This window comes from Halomicrobium sp. HArcht3-1, assembly GCF_058933345.1.
Window position 1 is genome coordinate 299,761 of sequence record NZ_JBZYDM010000001.1, and the last position, 15,931, is coordinate 315,691.

Sequence of the window (15,931 nt, forward strand, 5' to 3'; positions counted from 1 at the left end):
CTCTTTGCCATTTCTTGTCCGAAATCCCTGACGTATAGCGGTCCCGGCCCCAGTGCCAGTACGCGCTCGAAGCACCTCGGTTTTATAAGCGAACACAAAGCAACAATCAGATGGAATGCGAAAAAAAGTGATCTCAACATGGAATCAACGTTCACTCCTGCAACTCGACACGCGGTTCTCAGCGTTCTGCTTGCGGTGCTACTGGTGAGTGCTGGCTGCAACGGCCTTGGAGTCGGCCAAGCGGACACTGGTGTGGATGAGCGCCCGAATCAGTCGACCGCTACGCCCACCGCAACGCCGACACCGACCCCGACTGCGACGCCGACGCCAACTCCCGATCCCGACGCGATCGACCTCCGGGAGGTCGATGTACAAGTCGTCCCAGCGGGGGGAGCGCCTACGCAAACGACGGGGGAGATCGACCGCGGGGATCCGACCAATGAGCGCGGCCACTACGAGCCGGTCGTGTTCGTCGCCGAGGCCAACCAGACGGTCAACATCTCCGTGCAAACGTTCGAGGGCGACCCACACATCACGCTTCGCGCGCCCAACGGCACGGTGCTTAACATCGACGACGATGGTGGCGTTGGAGAGTCTGCGAAGCTCGAACGGGAGACCTTGCCCGCGACTGGGCGCTACACCGTCATCGTCTCTCCCTCGCCGGATAGTTCGGTCTCGACCTTCGAGTACCGCATGAGCGTCGACCGAGCGCCGCGTGAGGGTGAGCTACCCGAGACGCCCGACAACTCTGAGGAATCTGGGGAGTCTGATACGCAAGAGGCAGAGTGGTTCGATGGACCCAGTCCCACCTGGAACGAGAGTGAGCGATACGCGGAGTGGGCCTACGACTTCGCCGTGTTTGCGAACGGAACCAACTCAGAAACCAACGCGGAGCCGAGCATCTGGGTGAACACCGAGCACGACTACGCCGTTATCACGGTCCTCGGCGGGGAGTTCCTGAACGTCTCACAGAACCAAGGTATCGCCGGTGCGCTCGCCTACACGAACGTAGATAATTATAAGTACTACGTGAATGAGAGCAACAGCAGGGTCAACGGGTCGTGGATTCCAGAGTTCACTGTTGTGCGGTATGTAACGCCTGATGAACGTGAGCTGTACAGGTTCACTCGACTGAGCAAAGAGGTCGCAGCGATGGGGGCGAACAAAAGCGGACTTGGAGTTGGACCCAGTATTGACAGCTTCTTTTACTCGCTCAGACAGGGGCCTGCGAATCCCGGCTACGACGAAGAAAAAGATTCCTCGTTCGAGAGCCGATACGAGTACTCCAACGTCGAGAACAGTTCCGAGATCAAGCCGCCGGTATCAAAGCGTCACTCCATGAATCGGACGACGATGGTCAACGGGACGCTGGTCGACGTATCGACGCTCAACGAGACGACTGCGAACGAGACGGGATAGTCACGTCATCGATAGTCGTGAAGGTGAGGTTCAGGTCCCGCGAAACACGCGCCAAAACGTCTCCAAGACGACGAACCGGACTACCCCGAACGCCACGAGCGACTGACTGGAGTCGACCAGCCAGCGAAATCGACCTGTCCGGTGTGGTGTCGTTCTGCCCTGGACGACTGTTGCCGTCATCGCTCGGTTCGGGACAGAACACAAGCGTTTTCTCCGGTCCCGACCGTCGATCCATCAATGACTGACTACACCGCGACCGTGACGGTCAGGCTCAAGCGGGGCGTTCTCGACCCCGAGGCCGAGACGACGAAGCGCGCCCTCGACCGGCTCGGATTCGAACTCGACGCGCTGCGGTCGACCGACCGGTTCGAGATCGATCTGGCCGCGGAGAGTGAGGACGCGGCGGCCGAACGAGCCAGCGAGATGGCCGAGCGACTGCTGGCGAACCCGACCATCCACGACTACGAGGTGGCGGTCGAGCAGGCCGAGGCATGACGGTCGCAGTCTTCACGACGGTAACGCTCGGTTCTCGCACGAGGTGGTCACTGTGACAGTTGCCGTCATCCGATTCGGTGGGTCGAACTGTGATCGGGACTCGGTGCAGGCGCTTTCGCAGTTAGGGATCGACGCCGAACTCGTCTGGCACGAGGACGAACTGCCGGACGACCTCGACGGGATCATGCTGCCCGGTGGTTTCTCGTATGGTGACTACCTGCGTGCCGGAGCGATGGCCGCGCGGTCGCCGATCATGGCGGACGTGCGCGAGGCCGCGGCCGATGGGGTACCGGTACTCGGCGTCTGCAACGGTGCCCAGATCGGCTGTGAGTCGTCGCTGACGCCCGGCGCGTTCACGACGAACGAGAGCGCCCGCTTCCAGTGTGAGCACGTCTATCTGCGCGTCGAGAACGCCGACACGCCGTGGACGAGCGCGTACGACGAGGGCGAGGTCGTCGAGTTCCCCATCGCACACGGCGAGGGGCGGTTCGAGATCACCGACGAACGGCTCGACGAACTGGAGACCGAGGACCGGATCCTGTTCAAGTACTGCGACGAGGACGGCGTGGTCCACGAGGGTGCCAATCCGAACGGCTCGAAGCACAACGTCGCCGGGATCACCGGCGAAGACGACCACGTCGCCGTGATGATGCCCCACCCCGAGCGTGTCGCGTTGCCGGATCTGGGCAACGTCGCCGGGCAGGGCGTCCTTCGAGGATTCGCCGAATAGGCAGCGAGCGCGTTTTCTGGCCGTTTCAGATCGGTCCGTCAGCGGGTGATCCAGCGGTGTCGCCGGTGGTTGTCTCGGCGGTCGCCAGCGGGGGGCTGCCGTACTCCTGTTCGTAGGCGTCGGCAAAGCCACGTGCCCACACGTAGAACAGTGCCGACTGGACGACGAACTGGATGAAGGGGAACGCGAGAATGCCGACAATCGTGAAGAGCAGCATCGTCGTGACGGCGTTGCCGATGATGTTTACGCCGACGCCCAGCAGCACGGCTTTGAGCATCGTCTTGTTGGTCGCGAGCCGGCGGATGACGCTGATCTCGAAGCCGGCGGCGATACTGTCCTTTCGGACGAAGTTGGCCGTGGCGATCGGTGCGACGACGACCATGGCGAGGAGACCGACGAGATAGAGCAGGGTACCGAGCAGGACGCCGAGGAGCCAGAGCGCCTCGCCGCCGGCGAATGCACCGATTGCGAAGAGTGCGACCACGGGAAGCCCGGCTAACAACAGGACGGCCAGCACGTACGGGACGATGACGACCATGTGACGCAAGCCGTCGATAGTCGTCTCCACGAGGTCGAGAGAGTCCCACGCTGGCGGATCCTCGACCTGACCGCCCATCACTCGGCGCATCACTTCGAGCATGTACCCTTGCAGCGTGAACGCGGGTACGATGAAGAAACTCAGGAGTGCAACCACACCACCGATGGCGACGCGTTTGACCCAGTCGTCGCCCTGCGCCTGATAGCGGAAGGCTGCTTCCAACATAGTGACTGATCTGTTTCAGGAGATGGATAAATAGCTTGTGTAACGATCAGTTCTCTGACCGGAGACTCTCCGGTCGGTTGTCGTCGAGGTACCAGACAGCCACACGATTCGACGCCGTGGCTCACGAGTGAAAGGGAACGAGGGGCCATGGAGCGTGTGACAAGGTCCTGACCCCTACGGCTGCCTAACACCCCCAGAAACAAAAAGCCGCGGTTACCGAAGTGAAAGTGAAACCGCGTGCGGGCGCGCCGTCAGACGTTGGTACAGTCTCACAGGGCGTGGTAATTACGGGGTAGTGCGCTCGCTCAGCGTGCGAGTGGCAGCGAGTAACTGCGTTCGCGCTCGCAGACGGCGTCCCAGGTCGCTTCACACTCGCAGGACACCTGCTCGAAGACGCTGGGGTCCTGTCGGAGGTCGAAGTCCTTGATCGCGCGCTGTGCGCGGTCGTCGCAGTCGCCGCAGTTGTGCGGGCCCCGATCGCTCCCGTGGCCCACGGGGTCGGAGACGACGATCACGTCCTCGTCGGCGGTCGATTCGAGAACTTCACACACGGACCAGAGCCACGGTGGACGGTAGCCACCGTCGTGGTACAGTTCCTCGACCATCGTGTAGCGCTGGACGTTGCAGGGGTTCATCGAGACGGTGTGACACCCCTCGACGCCGGCGCACTTGCGCACGGACCGTTTCATGTCCTCGATGGCTTCGGACTCGGTGAGGAAGGGTGGCTTCATCAGGAGGTAGGCTTTCACGCCGCCGCCGGCGGCCTGGGCTTCCGCTGCCGCGGCCTCGAAGTCCGAAAAGTCGAAGTACTTGTTCACGCAGTCCCGGCGGACGCGGTCCGTCGCGGTCTCTAGCCCGACGGCGATGTCGGTTTCGAGACCCTGTTCGACGAACTCGCCGACCTTCTCGCGGTCGACGAAGTCCGGCAGGGATTCGACGACGATCCGGTCGCGGTCGCCGAAGGTCTCGGCGATGGCGCGGCGAGTCTCCGCGCCGACTTCGCGCTCGTCGAGAAATGAGCCGGAGGTGTAGATCTTGATCAGGCCCGCCTTCTCGTCGGCGTTCTCTGCCTCGTGGTCCAGACAGTGCTGGATCTGGGCCATCAGGTCCTCGTGGGCGACGCTGCCGCCGTCGACGCTCTCGGCGACGTAGCCACACATCGTACAGCCGCCGGCACGCGCCCAGCGACAGCCGCCGGTGTTGAGGATGATCGTCAGGCTCTGGTAGACGCCGTCTGGCGTGTTGTCCTCGTCCAGCCAGACACGCGTCGGCTCGCGGGGGTCGTAGGACGCGTCGTTGCGCGAGCGCACCTCGCGCATCACCTTGTTGTGGGCGTCCATGCCCTTGCCCTGCTCGTAGACGTCGGGCGTGGGTGTACTCATTGTCGAACGAAGCGTCTCGGTGCCTAAAGCGGCTTCGCTACGACTCGCGCCGGCCCCTGTCGCCGACGGGCAGCGTCACACGCCGGAACCGGACCCGGCCGCCAAGAGCGGCCCACGCCGTCCCGACGACTGTCGCGCCGACCGCGTTGGCGAGCAGATCGAGACCGCTGTACTGTCGATACGGGAGCGACAGCTGGAAGAGTTCGACGGCGAGACCACAGGCGAAGGCCGTAGTGACGGCTGCGATGGCAACACGTCGGGTGTCCCACTCGGCCATCGCGTAGGCCAGTGCAAGCGCCAACACGGCGTAGCCACCTGCGTGGAGATACTTGTCGAGACCGACGCCCAGCGGGCCGGTGGCCTGTCCGGCGCTCCCGGTACGTACGACCGAAGCGACGAGGATGGTCCCGGCGACGAGCGCGACGGCAGCCCAGCGGAGTGTCGACGGGACGAGTGGGACGGGGCGGGCCATGATTGGATTGAGACGCGTGTGGCGGTGTCCTCTGGCTACTGTTCTTCGACGTGGCGGACCTCGCAGGCGATCCCGCGGGTCGCGTCGGTCATCGCCGGACCGGGCATGGCAGCGCGGCCGATCCCGAAGGCCGAGGGTCCCTCGATGACGACCTCGTCACCCACTCGGATCTCGTCGTCGGCGTCGACGACGCCCGGCGCAAGCACGGAGCCGTGGGGGACGAAGGCGTCGATCTCGACGCGCTTTGCTGGGACATCGGCATCGACCCAGCGGCGCGCCCCGGCGATGGTCAGGCCCAGCACACCGTACTGCTGGGTCAGCGCGGCGAGTTGTTCGCCCTGTCCGTCGTCGTCGCGGGCACCGTGTGCGCGCAGTTGCGGATAGGTCCCTTCCGCTGTCAGATCGTCGCCGAACAGTTCGTCGCCGGCACCGGCCCCGAACTGGTAGTCGGCGACCGCCCGGAGCGTGTTGTGCTGACGTTCGCGTTTCAGATACTTCGGATACCCCTCCAGTGCGCCCGCGAGGTTAGCCAGCGAGTCGGCCGTCGTCGGGTGGTCTTCTACGGTGTAGGTGAAATCGAGGTCGAGCGACTCTTCGACGCGCTCACAGATCTCGCGATACCCCTCGCCGGGAACGTGGACGATCACTTCGGGATAGGATTTGTCTTCGAGGTAGCGTTCGAGTACGTCGCTGACGAACTCGATCTCGTTTGCCGTCCAGTTGCCGGTCACGACCGAATCGTAGTGTTGTGCGGGGTAGGTCAGTTCGAGTTCCTGCGGGACGACCCCGATTGGCGAGGTCATCGACATGAGGTGACCACGGAACTGGATCGACTGGTGGTACTGCTCGTGGCTCTGGGAGTCGCTGTAGGGTTTCCGGGCCGAACAGGGGACGATGACGAGGGGCTGTTCGTCGAAGCGACACTGATAGCGCTCGGTCACGCGCTGGGCGAAGCGCTGGATCTCGACCCGTCGCATGGTGTCTTCGGTCGCGGCGGTGATCTCGTCGCGCCGGTAGATCGGCGTGTGGCGTTCGAGATAGGCGTACTGCTGGTCGAGTCGTCGCATCGTGGCCGTGAGCCACTGGTCCTGCCGGGCCTGTCCCTCGACGTAGTCTCGGAGACGGCCGTCGCGGATTCGTCGACGGACCCGGCGGAGTTCCGCTTCGAGTGCGTTGACGTTGTGGTCGGCACAGTCCTCGCGGGTGAAGTCCTCGCGGGGCGTCTGACAGGCCGGGCACGAGCAGGGGAGTTCGTCGAGGTCTTCGAGGAAATAGGCGTCGTCGGTCGTGAGATAGCGGCCCTGCGTCCCGCGGATCACGGCGCGATCGGTGTCCACGAGGTCGACGCCGGCGTAGACGAGCGTCGCGACGTTGCGCGGGGTCGCGACGCCCGGCAGATACAGCGCGGTGTCGTCCGGGATGGACTCGCGGGTCTCGACGACGGCGTCGACGAAGGCTGCGGCGTGGCCGACGACACCCGGCGCGCCAGAGAGGACGTAGGCGTCCGCACCGTAGTTCTTGGCCGTGTCCGGTGAGACGACGGCGGCGCTGGGAAAGTCCACGTCAGGATAGTCGACGGCGAAGGCGTCGGTCACCTCGTCTGGCGTCCCGCCCGGCAGGCCACGGTGGGGGAGTACTGTCAGGACGGACTCGTCGCCCTCGGGTGCGTCTCGCTCCTCGGGCCAGAGACTGCCCGCGTCGGCGACGTACTCGTCCACGACCGCCGGCGTCGTCGGCGAGTCGGCCAGCCGTAGCTCGGCCAGCCGCGCCGCGCCGTCGCGCTCGTGAACCTCGAAATACTCGGTCATGCAGTCGATTCGGCGGCGAGTGCCCAACTATCTTGCGAGTTCGGCCCCAGACAGCGTGTCGGTGTTCGGACCGTGCGTTTCCGATCGGTATGTCTCTCCTTACCAACCGGAACGATCAAGTGAACAGACGGCTTGAGCGGGGTACGTAGATGAGGCAGTGCTCCTATCCAGACTGTTCCTGGCACGCCATCGCCCCGTCCGAGGAGGCCGCATGGACGCAGTACGCCGAGCATATCGTCGACGAACACGCGAACGAGGTCGAGGCGGACATCCCCGACGGGATGGTGCAGGTCAAGCTAGAGCAAGACGGTGAGTGGATCACGACGACTCCGGAGGACGCCCGAAAGCTCCACGAGCGCGTCCACGACGACTGAGACGGACAGTTGCCGGTCGTTGTCGCCGCCGACTGGTACGGATACATCCCCCTTGCGACCGGTAATCTACCGATTGGCCACGTAACAGGCCAATAACAAGGACCCGACCGCCACATCTCCCACTGGAGGACTACAGTATGGCAAAAGAAGTAGCATGCCGAGACGCGGGGTACGACTGTGACTTCGTGATCCGAGACGAGAACGAGTCAGAGCTAATCAAATTCGTACAGGAACACGCCAGCGAGGTCCACGACACGAACATGTCCGAGAGCGACATCCGCGGGGCCTGGAAGACGGTCTGAACCGCTTCGTTTTTTCGGCTGCTCATACGGACGGTTGTATCGATGTACCGGTGAGCGTCTACCCCGTGGCGACGCTCACCGGTACGCAACGACAACGTTCCGTATCAGTCCGCCCCGAGTCGTCGCACCGTCACCGACTCGGGGACGCGTTCGAGCGCGCTCGCAGGCCAGTCGAACTGGGCGAGCGTGAGGTCGGCGTCGGGATTACACTCGGCCAGTCGAGCCACGCCGTCGGCGGCGGTCTCGTAGGCCAGCCGGCTGAGCCGTTCGGGCACCTCGGCGGTGAAGGGGTAGGCGTCGGTCATCTCCCGAGGGTACGGACCAAAGGGCGGCGTGACGCGCCAGCACTCGTCGTAGGCATCGTCGCGCTCGCCCTCCGTCAGGAGGACCTCGCCCGCACAGTCCAGGCGGTCGAGGCGCTGGTGGTGGCGGACCACTTCGGGTCGCCGTGCGCTCTCTGTCGAGGTGTGAAAGAAGGTGTCCTTGGCGATCCGGTCGGTGCGTTCGAGTTGCTCGCTGTGGTCCAACAGCGCGCGGTAGCCGTCGAGCATCGTCGGGTGAGCGCGGGCACGCGAGTCGACCAGTTCCATCAGGTCGCCGTCGCGGATCGCCTGCTTGATCGTCCGGATCTCGCCGTAGGTGACGTGGAGATTGTGCCGAGCCAGCAGGTCCTCGCCGCGCTGCCCGCCGATCTCGCGCAGGTCGGCCGGTTCGTGTTCGACACACACCGGACAGTTGCAGGGGAAGTACTCCATGTCGTCGAGGTGCTCGGTCCCACGAACAGTGAGATAGCGTCCGTCGCGGGCGTACAGCGCGTAGGCGGCCGAATCGAACAGGTCACAGCCCAGCGCGACGGCCATCGCGAACATCATCGGGTGACCGGCACCGAACAGGTGGACTGGCGCGTCCTCTCCCAGTCCGCGCTTGCTCGCAGCGACCACGTCGGCGAGGTCGGCGTAGCGATACTCGTTCATCAGCGGCACGACCGCGCCGATAGGGAACACGTCGAGGTCGGTCCCGTGGGCGTGTGCCGCGGCGCGCTCGCGCAGGTCGGGGTAGGTCGACCCCTGAATCGGTGCCGTCTTCAGCATCTCGCCGGTGTCGACGCCCTCGGCGACTTCGAGGCGTTCCTGTGTGGTCTCCAGTTCGGTCTCGGCGCGTTCGCGCTCGACATCCGGCGGCGTCGGAATGTCGACTGGCGTTCCGATGTCGCTGCCGATGCGCTGCTGGAAGTCCAGAATCTCCTCGGTCGTGACGGTGATCTCGCCGTACTCGGCAAGCTGGAACGACCCGGAGTCGGTCATGATCGCACCCGAGAAATCGAGCAGATCGTGCAGGCCTCGTTCGAGGGCTGGCTCCCGGAGTTCGTCGCTCTGGTGGAGGATGTAGCTGTTGGTGATGAGGATCTCGGCCCCGAACTCGGATTCGAGCGTCGACGGCGCGACCGTCTGGACGTGGGGGTTGACGACCGGCAGCAGTGCGGGCGTCTCGACGGTGACGCCGGCCCGTGGCACCGTCAGCTCGCCCAGCCGGCCGGCCGCGTCGTAGCGACCGACCTCGAAGTGGTCTCGCATTGGGTTCACTCGGTCGACCGTCGGCCTAAGGATTGCGTTCCAGATTCGTCGCCGTCGGCCGTACCATTAGGGGCTTCGGGTCAGTACCCACGCGTATGACAGGCGCCGACGACGAAGTCGGAGAAGGGACGATGCGCGAGCGCGCCGCGGAGAGTCGCTGGAAGCTCTGGGTGTTGCTCGGCGCGGACCGGCGCGTCCTGACTGCCCTGACGCTCGTCGTCGTCTTCCTGACACTCGTCAGTCTGAGCCAGATCGTCGGCACCGACCTCCGGGCCACGATGGGGAGTAGCGATCCCGTCGAGACACTCTTTCAGGCGCTGGTGACGGCGATCATCACCGGTGTCACGCTCGTCGTCACGCTCGCCCAGCTCGTGCTCTCACAGGAACTCGGTGCTGTCGGCGACCAGCACGAGCGCATGGAGGGGGCGATGTCGTTCCGTCGTTCCGTCGAGTCGGTCATCGAGAGCGACGTGAGTCCGCCGGACCCGGCGAGTTTCCTCCAGTCCATCGTCGAGGCTGTCGGGACGAAGGCGTCGGCACTCGCCGATGCGGTCGAGGACAGCAGCGACGACCGTGTCGCGTCGTTCGCCGACGAACTCCAGTCCGACGCCGACGCCGTCAGCGACGACCTCGAAGACGCCCAGTTCGGGACGTTCTCGGTGCTTTTCGCGGCGCTGAACTTCAACTACGCCGGCAAGATCTACGAGTGCCGACGGCTCGCCTCGGAGACGGACAGCGACGAGGTGGCGGCGAGGCTCGACGATCTGGTCGAGACGCTGACCGCCTTCGGCCCGGCCCGCGAGCACGTCAAGACGCTGTACTTCCAGTGGGAACTGATCAATCTCTCGCGGGTGATCGCGTACGCCGCCGTCCCGGCGCTGGTCGTCTCGATCGCGATGATCGTCTACGGCGACAGTACGAGCGTGATCGCCGGGACGTATCTCGGCGTCGACAGTGTCGTCTGGCTCGTCGCCACGGCGGCGACGGTCGCGCTCGTCCCGTTCGCCCTCCTGCTGTCGTACATCCTGCGGATCGTCACCGTCGCCAAGCGGACGCTGGCGATCGGCCCGCTCGTCCTGCGGGATACGGCCCGGTCGGGGACGGACGGGCAAAACGACGTGTGAGCTTAGGGCAATGCCGACGGGAGCCACAGCGCCGCCACGCCGAGGGTCGTGACGACGAGCAACAGCGCTTGTAACGGTGCGCCCACGCGGGCGAAATCGGTAAAGCGGTATCCACCCGGCCCGTAGACGATGAGGTTCGTCTGGTAGCCGATCGGCGTCAGGAAGGCGTTGCTGGCCGCAAACAGTATCATCAAGAGAAAGGGGAACCCCGACAGCCCAGCGGACTCGGCCGTCGTGACCGCGATCGGTGAGAGGACGACGACCGTCGCGACGGGGGTGATGACACTCGCGAGGATGGCGGTACAGAGGTAGTAGCCCCCCAGCATCGCCAGTGGTGGGAGACCGAGCGCGACCGAGGCGAGTGCGTCACCGATGAGGGTCGCGCCGCCGGTCGCCTGCAGCGCGCGTTCCAGCGGTAACATCCCCGCGAGCAGGAAGACGACACTCCAGTTGACCGAGCCGTAGGCCCGCGCGGTGCTGATCGTATCCGTCGCGACGAGGCCGACTACGCCGCCCAGTGCTGCGATGTAGATGGGGACGATATCGAGCGCCGCGAGGGCGACCGCAGCCAACAAAAGCCCGACTGCGACCGGGGCTTTCGGCGATAGCGACGGTCGGGGCGTCGATTCGGCCGTCGAGAACAGCTCCGCCGGTCCCTCGGTCAGGACGAGATACCCCTCTTCCTGCAAGTAGCCCACGGCGTCGGGCGGGGCCTGTAGCAGGAGCGTGTCACCGGTCCCGAAAACGTGGCCGGCCAGCGATTCGTGGACGAACTCCTCGCCCCGGCGGATCGCGAGGACGGTCGTGTCGAATCGTGCGCGGAGGTCCACGTCGGCGATGGTCCGCCCGGCCAGCCGTGATTCGGGGTGGACGACCGCTTCGACGAGAGCGCCCGGGTGACCGCTGGCCGACAGCAGGTCCTCGGTGACCGACTCGCGTGAGAGCTGTCGCAGCCCGAACGCCTCCCCGAACTGATTGGTGGCCTGTCTGTTGCCCCGGACCGTCAGCACGTCACCAGTTTCGATCGGTCGGTCGGTCGTCGACGCGAAGAACGCCTCGCCATTGCGCTGGAACTGGAGTACGTCCACGTCGATCGCCTGCCCGGCCGTGACGATAGCCCGGAAGTCGGCGTCGGCCGCCAGCGGTTCGTCCGGGATGGCAGGTGGCTCGTCGATCACCACGTCGGGGCGGTCCAGTGCCTCGCGGACTGTCAGCCCGACGAGCGGCGAGTCCTCACGGACCTCTAGCTGTGCGAGGTGGCGATCCATGTCGAACTCCTCGGTGAAATCGGCGAAGGGCCGGATCCGCTCGGGCACTAGCCAGTAGCCCACGGTCGCGAGATACACCAGTCCGACGGCAAGCGTCAGCAGGCCGACCGGCGTGAACTCGAACATCCCGATCGGGTGATCGAGCAACTGACGCGAGAGGTCGCTGACCAGCAGATTCGTCGCGGTGCCGATCAGCGTCACTGTTCCGCCGAGCATCGCCGCAAACGACAGTGGCATGAGCAACTTCGAGGGTGAGAGACCGTAGCGCTCGGCGATGTCGGTGACCAGCGGGACGAACATGGCGACGATCGGCGTGTTGTTGATGAAGCCAGCCGACAGCCCGGTGCTGGCGATCGTCGCCCCGAGGACGCGCCGCTCGTCTCCGCCGGTCGCCGACGAGAGATACGATCCAAACAACTGGATGACGCCGGTCGCCTCGATCCCGGCGCTGAGGATGTACATCGCGATGATCGTCACGACGGCGGGGCTGGCAAAGCCCTCGATTGCGGTTCGTGGGTCGACGCCGGTGATCGGCGAGAGGACGGCGAGCGAAACGAGGATCGCGAGGGCGGTGATGTCGGGTGAAAGCCACTCCGTGACGAACAGTATCAGGGCGACGGCGATCAGCGCGAAGACGACGACGGTCCCCGTCGACAGCGACATAGCTGCCCGTTCAGCGAGTGACGCTAAAAAGCCCCGCCTCTGACGACGGGAGCGCCCTCAGACGAGATACGTGACGGCGGTCCGTTTCTGCTCGACTTCGCGTTCGAGATGCTCCTTGAAGTCGCTCAGTTCGAGGTCCTTCTCCTCGCGCTCCTTGCGGTCGCGCACCGAGATGGTCCCGGCCTCTTCCTCGTCGTCTCCGATGACCATCATGTACGGCACCTTGTCGTCGTGGGCGACCTGAATCTTCTTGCCGACCGTCCACGAGCGGTCCTCGATTTCGACGCGGAAGTCGTCGAGTTCGTCTGCGATCTCCTCGCAGTATGGGATGTTGTCGTCGCTGACGGGCAGCAGGCGGACCTGCTCTGGCGCGAGCCACGGCGGGAACTTCCCGTCGTAGTGTTCGATCAACACCATGAAGAACCGCTCGTAGCTGCCATAGAGGGCACGGTGGATCATCACCGGGCGGTGATCCTCGTTGTCCTCGCCCGTGTAGGTCAGGTCGAACCGCTCGGGCATGTTGAAGTCTAGCTGGACCGTCGGACCGTCCCAGTGGCGACCCAGGGCGTCCTCGAAGGCGAAGTCGATCTTCGGCCCGTAGAACGCACCGTCGCCCGCCTCGATGTCGTAGTCCACGTCCTCCGCGTCGAGTACCGCGGCCAACTGGGACTCGGCTTGCTCCCAGATCTCGTCTGAGCCGACGGACTTCTCGGGACGGGTCGCAAGCTGGACCGTGTAGTCGAGTCCGAACGTCGACAGGGTTTCGAGGATGATCTCCATGATCGAGCGCACCTCTTCCTCGATCTGGTCCGGCCGGACGAACAGGTGGCCGTCGTCGATGGTGAACGCCCACGTTCGCGACAGGCCCGAGAGTTCGCCGCGCTGTTCCTTGCGGTACACTTTGCCGTCCTCGAAATAGCGGACGGGAAGGTCGCGATAGGACCACGACTTCTGGTCGAAGATCGTCGCGTGGCCCGGGCAGTTCATCGGCTTCAGCCCGTACTCCTCGTCGTTGACGTCCAGCAGGAACATGTCGTCGACGTAGTTGTCGTAGTGGCCCGACTTCTTCCACAGCTCCGTGCGGAAGACGTGTGGGGTCTCGACCTCGTCGTAGTCGGCGTCGAAGTTCAGTTCCGCGACGTAGTCCGACAGTTCGTTGAGGATGCGCTTGCCGTTGGGTTCGTACAGCGGGAGACCGGGACCGGTCGTCTCGTCGATCGAGAACAGGTCCATCTCCTGGCCGATCTTGCGGTGGTCGCGCTTCTTGGCCTCCGCACGGCGTTCGAGGTAGTCGTCGAGTTCGTCTTCGGTGGGGAACGCCGTGCCGTAGACCCGCGTCAGCGTGTCGTTTTCCTCGTCACCGCGCCAGTACGAGGCCGAGATTTCGAGCAGCGCGAAGCCGCCGATCTCGCCGGTCGACTCGACGTGGGGACCCTGACAGAGGTCGTAGAACTCGCCTTGCTCGTAGAAGGAAACGGGGTCCTCGCCCGCCGCTTCAGTGTCGAGGATCTCCTGTTTGTACTCGTTGTCCGCGTAGCGCTCGATGGCTTCCTCGCGGTCGAGCATGACCCGCTCGATGTCGAGGTCTTCGTCGATGATGTCGTGGGCTTCATCCGCGATCGCTTCGAGGTCGTCTTCGTCGAGATCGACCCCCGTCACGTCGTAGTAGAAGCCGTCGTCGGTCCACGGTCCGAGTGTCAGCTTCGCCTCCGGGTACAGTCGCTGGAGCGCCTGTGCGAAGACGTGGGCTGCCGAATGACGGAGCACGTCGACGTACTCCTCGGACCCGTCTGTGACGATTTCGAGGTCTGCGCCGTCGGGCAGGGGAGTGTGTTTGTCGACGAGCGCACCGTCGACGACGCCGGCGACCGTGTCCGAGCCAAGACCCGGACCGATCTCGTAGGCGGCGTCTTCGACGGTGGCCCCCTCGTCGAGTTCGAGGGGAGAGCCATCCGGTAGCGTGACCGTGACCGTGCTCATGCACGGCACAAAACGACACGCCGGGATAAGTGTATTGAGATGGGGCAGCGCGTTGGGGCCACACATATTGGGGATGGGGACGAAGAGCGAACCGATGGAGGAGTACGACGATATACTGCTGCCGACGGATGGAAGCAAGGGTACCGCCAAGACGGTCGATCACGCTGTCACGCTGGCACGTAACCACGACGCGACACTGCACGTGCTGTACGTCGTCGACCGGCGGCGCTTCCTCGCCGCCGACAAGGACACGCAGGACGACGTGATCGAGGCACTGCGCGAGGAGGGAGAGGTCGCTCTCGACGACGTGGCCGTCAGCGCCGAGGACGAGGGGGTCGATGTCGTGACGGCGATGGAGGACGGCATCCCCCACAAGACGATTCAGAAGTACGCCGCAGAGGAGGACATCGACGTGGTGACGATGGGGACTCACGGTCAGACCGGCCGCGATCGGGTGTCGACGCTTGGCAGCGTCACCGAACGAGTCCTCAAGGGCGTCGAGGTCCCGGTACTGGTCGTCAACATCGAGTGAGCCGGTATCGACTGCTGAGTGAACACCAAGCTTAACGTTGCTTCTCGACAATACACCTTACGAACCCAATAGGTCGGGGGTGTACGGTGGGAGACAAGCGCACACTCACACGGCGAGGAGCATTAGCCCTCATGGGGAGCGGCGGTGCCGTGCTGGTGGGGCGCACCTTCGGGCTGACGAAATCGACGGTCAATCGGCAGTCGTCTGTCACCGTCGCTTCGGACGAGAACGCGTTGCTCGGGATCGAAGGCCTGAACGGGTGTTACAGTGAGCAGTTGACTCTCACGAACAACGGTGGAACGACGTTCACCGTCGAGATAACGACCGATACCATCTCCGTCGTCGATCCGAATACGGGCACCCGGAGTAGCAGCGTCACGTTCCAACTCGATCCCGGTGCCCCGAACGCGGTCGACGTGGAGTTCGTCTCGGCCAGCGACACCAGCGACGACGTACAGATCACGGCGACAGCACCGGGAGAGACAGTGGAACTGTCGCGTCGGATCACCGTTCCGCCCGTCGATTCGAACCCGGTGCAAGTCGAAGCCGACCACTCCGGGCTGACGATGGGTGCGGACTTCCGGGACAACGTCGTCCAACGCGGCCCGCTCAGCTACTGGGACTTTCGCTTGCAGAACGACTGTACGTACCGCATCGAGAGTTTCTTTTTCGGCGGTGTTCTCGCCCCGAAAACGCCCAATAAGCAGGGGTCGCCGCTCAAGGTGAAAAACTGGGATGGAAGTGACGCACAGCGCTGGAAAGTGGTACCGATCGACGGGACGGCCGGTCGGTACCGCATCGAGAACGTCGCCAGCGGACTGGTCCTCGACGTGGAAGGCGCCAGTACGTCACCCGATGCAAAGATCATCCAGTGGCCCTGGAAAGGAGCGAACGCGGGCGTCACGAACCAGTTCTGGAACATCCGAGAAGTGTAACGACCGACACTTCCTCGCCGCCGACGAGGAGGCGCTAGACAGCGTCACCGAACACGACTTCCGGGGCGTCGAGTCCGCGGTGCTGGTCGACCACGTCGAGTGACGGCGTC

The 15,931-nt window shown here is 64.4% G+C and carries 15 protein-coding genes; 8 read left to right on the forward strand and 7 right to left on the reverse strand.

From position 1 onward, the window contains the following. Nucleotides 1-138 precede the first annotated feature (138 nt). The 3 genes from AC5FRW_RS01635 (at nucleotide 139) to purQ (ending at nucleotide 2,644) form a co-directional block, all read left to right on the forward strand. Nucleotides 139-1,419 carry a hypothetical protein gene (locus tag AC5FRW_RS01635; RefSeq protein WP_493566674.1) on the forward strand — a complete coding sequence of 427 codons (1,281 nt, stop codon included), beginning with the start codon at nucleotides 139-141 and terminating at the stop codon, nucleotides 1,417-1,419. A 237-nt stretch (nucleotides 1,420-1,656) separates the two neighbouring features. Beyond that, on the forward strand, nucleotides 1,657-1,914 hold the full coding sequence (gene purS / locus AC5FRW_RS01640) for a phosphoribosylformylglycinamidine synthase subunit PurS (RefSeq protein ID WP_493566675.1): 258 nt from the start codon (nucleotides 1,657-1,659) through the stop codon (nucleotides 1,912-1,914). Between the two features lie 52 nt (nucleotides 1,915-1,966). Beyond that, nucleotides 1,967-2,644 carry a phosphoribosylformylglycinamidine synthase I gene (gene purQ, locus AC5FRW_RS01645; RefSeq protein WP_493566676.1) on the forward strand — a complete coding sequence of 226 codons (678 nt, stop codon included), beginning with the start codon at nucleotides 1,967-1,969 and terminating at the stop codon, nucleotides 2,642-2,644. Between the two features lie 25 nt (nucleotides 2,645-2,669). Here purQ and AC5FRW_RS01650 read toward each other — a convergent pair whose 3' ends face one another. From AC5FRW_RS01650 to arcS, 4 genes are all read right to left on the reverse strand, one after another. Continuing rightward, nucleotides 2,670-3,407, reverse strand: a complete 738-nt coding sequence (locus AC5FRW_RS01650) for a DUF4013 domain-containing protein (protein WP_493566677.1) — start codon at nucleotides 3,405-3,407, stop codon at nucleotides 2,670-2,672. Nucleotides 3,408-3,712: 305 nt separating this feature from the next. After that, on the reverse strand, nucleotides 3,713-4,789 hold the full coding sequence (locus AC5FRW_RS01655) for an archaeosine biosynthesis radical SAM protein RaSEA (RefSeq protein WP_493566678.1): 1,077 nt from the start codon (nucleotides 4,787-4,789) through the stop codon (nucleotides 3,713-3,715). Nucleotides 4,790-4,826: 37 nt separating this feature from the next. Beyond that, a complete protein-coding gene (locus AC5FRW_RS01660; RefSeq protein WP_493566679.1) occupies nucleotides 4,827-5,261 on the reverse strand; it encodes a VanZ family protein in 435 nt (144 codons plus the stop codon). A gap of 35 nt (nucleotides 5,262-5,296) precedes the next feature. Beyond that, entirely contained in the window at nucleotides 5,297-7,069 is a 1,773-nt protein-coding gene (gene arcS / locus AC5FRW_RS01665; protein WP_493566680.1) for an archaeosine synthase subunit alpha, read from the reverse strand. Nucleotides 7,070-7,218: 149 nt separating this feature from the next. Between arcS and AC5FRW_RS01670 the strand changes: the two genes are divergently transcribed. Both AC5FRW_RS01670 and AC5FRW_RS01675 read left to right on the forward strand, forming a co-directional pair. Continuing rightward, nucleotides 7,219-7,443, forward strand: coding sequence for a DUF1059 domain-containing protein (locus AC5FRW_RS01670; RefSeq protein WP_493566681.1), 225 nt, complete (start codon nucleotides 7,219-7,221; stop codon nucleotides 7,441-7,443). Nucleotides 7,444-7,580: 137 nt separating this feature from the next. After that, nucleotides 7,581-7,745, forward strand: coding sequence for a DUF1059 domain-containing protein (locus AC5FRW_RS01675; RefSeq protein ID WP_493566682.1), 165 nt, complete (start codon nucleotides 7,581-7,583; stop codon nucleotides 7,743-7,745). A 104-nt stretch (nucleotides 7,746-7,849) separates the two neighbouring features. Here the strand turns inward: AC5FRW_RS01675 and tgtA are convergent, their stop codons facing one another. Further along, on the reverse strand, nucleotides 7,850-9,319 hold the full coding sequence (gene tgtA / locus AC5FRW_RS01680) for a tRNA guanosine(15) transglycosylase TgtA (protein ID WP_493566683.1): 1,470 nt from the start codon (nucleotides 9,317-9,319) through the stop codon (nucleotides 7,850-7,852). 95 nt (nucleotides 9,320-9,414) lie between these two features. Here tgtA and AC5FRW_RS01685 point away from each other — a divergent pair, with 95 nt between their 5' ends. Further along, entirely contained in the window at nucleotides 9,415-10,443 is a 1,029-nt protein-coding gene (locus AC5FRW_RS01685; RefSeq protein ID WP_493566684.1) for a DUF7972 family membrane protein, read from the forward strand. A 2-nt stretch (nucleotides 10,444-10,445) separates the two neighbouring features. Here AC5FRW_RS01685 and AC5FRW_RS01690 read toward each other — a convergent pair whose 3' ends face one another. Continuing rightward, complete coding sequence (locus tag AC5FRW_RS01690; RefSeq protein WP_493566685.1) at nucleotides 10,446-12,374, reverse strand: SLC13 family permease; 1,929 nt, start codon at nucleotides 12,372-12,374, stop codon at nucleotides 10,446-10,448. A gap of 57 nt (nucleotides 12,375-12,431) precedes the next feature. Beyond that, on the reverse strand, nucleotides 12,432-14,354 hold the full coding sequence (thrS, locus tag AC5FRW_RS01695) for a threonine--tRNA ligase (protein WP_493566686.1): 1,923 nt from the start codon (nucleotides 14,352-14,354) through the stop codon (nucleotides 12,432-12,434). 94 nt (nucleotides 14,355-14,448) lie between these two features. Here thrS and AC5FRW_RS01700 point away from each other — a divergent pair, with 94 nt between their 5' ends. Both AC5FRW_RS01700 and AC5FRW_RS01705 read left to right on the forward strand, forming a co-directional pair. Continuing rightward, nucleotides 14,449-14,886, forward strand: coding sequence for a universal stress protein (locus AC5FRW_RS01700; protein ID WP_493566687.1), 438 nt, complete (start codon nucleotides 14,449-14,451; stop codon nucleotides 14,884-14,886). A gap of 131 nt (nucleotides 14,887-15,017) precedes the next feature. Further along, nucleotides 15,018-15,821: an RICIN domain-containing protein gene (locus AC5FRW_RS01705; protein WP_493566688.1), complete on the forward strand. Its 804-nt coding sequence runs from the start codon at nucleotides 15,018-15,020 to the stop codon at nucleotides 15,819-15,821. The last annotated feature ends 110 nt before the right edge of the window (nucleotides 15,822-15,931 follow it).

What these genes read in the sequence shown, in the direction of transcription:
- AC5FRW_RS01650 (WP_493566677.1), bottom strand. Translation starts at nt 3,407, where the DNA reads ATGTTGGAAGCAGCCTTCCGCTATCAGGCGCAGGGCGACGACTGGGTC.
- AC5FRW_RS01635 (WP_493566674.1), top strand. Translation starts at nt 139, where the DNA reads ATGGAATCAACGTTCACTCCTGCAACTCGACACGCGGTTCTCAGCGTT.
- arcS (WP_493566680.1), bottom strand. Translation starts at nt 7,069, where the DNA reads ATGACCGAGTATTTCGAGGTTCACGAGCGCGACGGCGCGGCGCGGCTG.
- AC5FRW_RS01660 (WP_493566679.1), bottom strand. Translation starts at nt 5,261, where the DNA reads ATGGCCCGCCCCGTCCCACTCGTCCCGTCGACACTCCGCTGGGCTGCC.
- AC5FRW_RS01700 (WP_493566687.1), top strand. Translation starts at nt 14,449, where the DNA reads ATGGAGGAGTACGACGATATACTGCTGCCGACGGATGGAAGCAAGGGT.
- AC5FRW_RS01670 (WP_493566681.1), top strand. Translation starts at nt 7,219, where the DNA reads ATGAGGCAGTGCTCCTATCCAGACTGTTCCTGGCACGCCATCGCCCCG.
- AC5FRW_RS01675 (WP_493566682.1), top strand. Translation starts at nt 7,581, where the DNA reads ATGGCAAAAGAAGTAGCATGCCGAGACGCGGGGTACGACTGTGACTTC.
- AC5FRW_RS01690 (WP_493566685.1), bottom strand. Translation starts at nt 12,374, where the DNA reads ATGTCGCTGTCGACGGGGACCGTCGTCGTCTTCGCGCTGATCGCCGTC.
- AC5FRW_RS01705 (WP_493566688.1), top strand. Translation starts at nt 15,018, where the DNA reads ATGGGGAGCGGCGGTGCCGTGCTGGTGGGGCGCACCTTCGGGCTGACG.
- purS (WP_493566675.1), top strand. Translation starts at nt 1,657, where the DNA reads ATGACTGACTACACCGCGACCGTGACGGTCAGGCTCAAGCGGGGCGTT.
- AC5FRW_RS01655 (WP_493566678.1), bottom strand. Translation starts at nt 4,789, where the DNA reads ATGAGTACACCCACGCCCGACGTCTACGAGCAGGGCAAGGGCATGGAC.
- thrS (WP_493566686.1), bottom strand. Translation starts at nt 14,354, where the DNA reads ATGAGCACGGTCACGGTCACGCTACCGGATGGCTCTCCCCTCGAACTC.
- tgtA (WP_493566683.1), bottom strand. Translation starts at nt 9,319, where the DNA reads ATGCGAGACCACTTCGAGGTCGGTCGCTACGACGCGGCCGGCCGGCTG.
- AC5FRW_RS01685 (WP_493566684.1), top strand. Translation starts at nt 9,415, where the DNA reads ATGACAGGCGCCGACGACGAAGTCGGAGAAGGGACGATGCGCGAGCGC.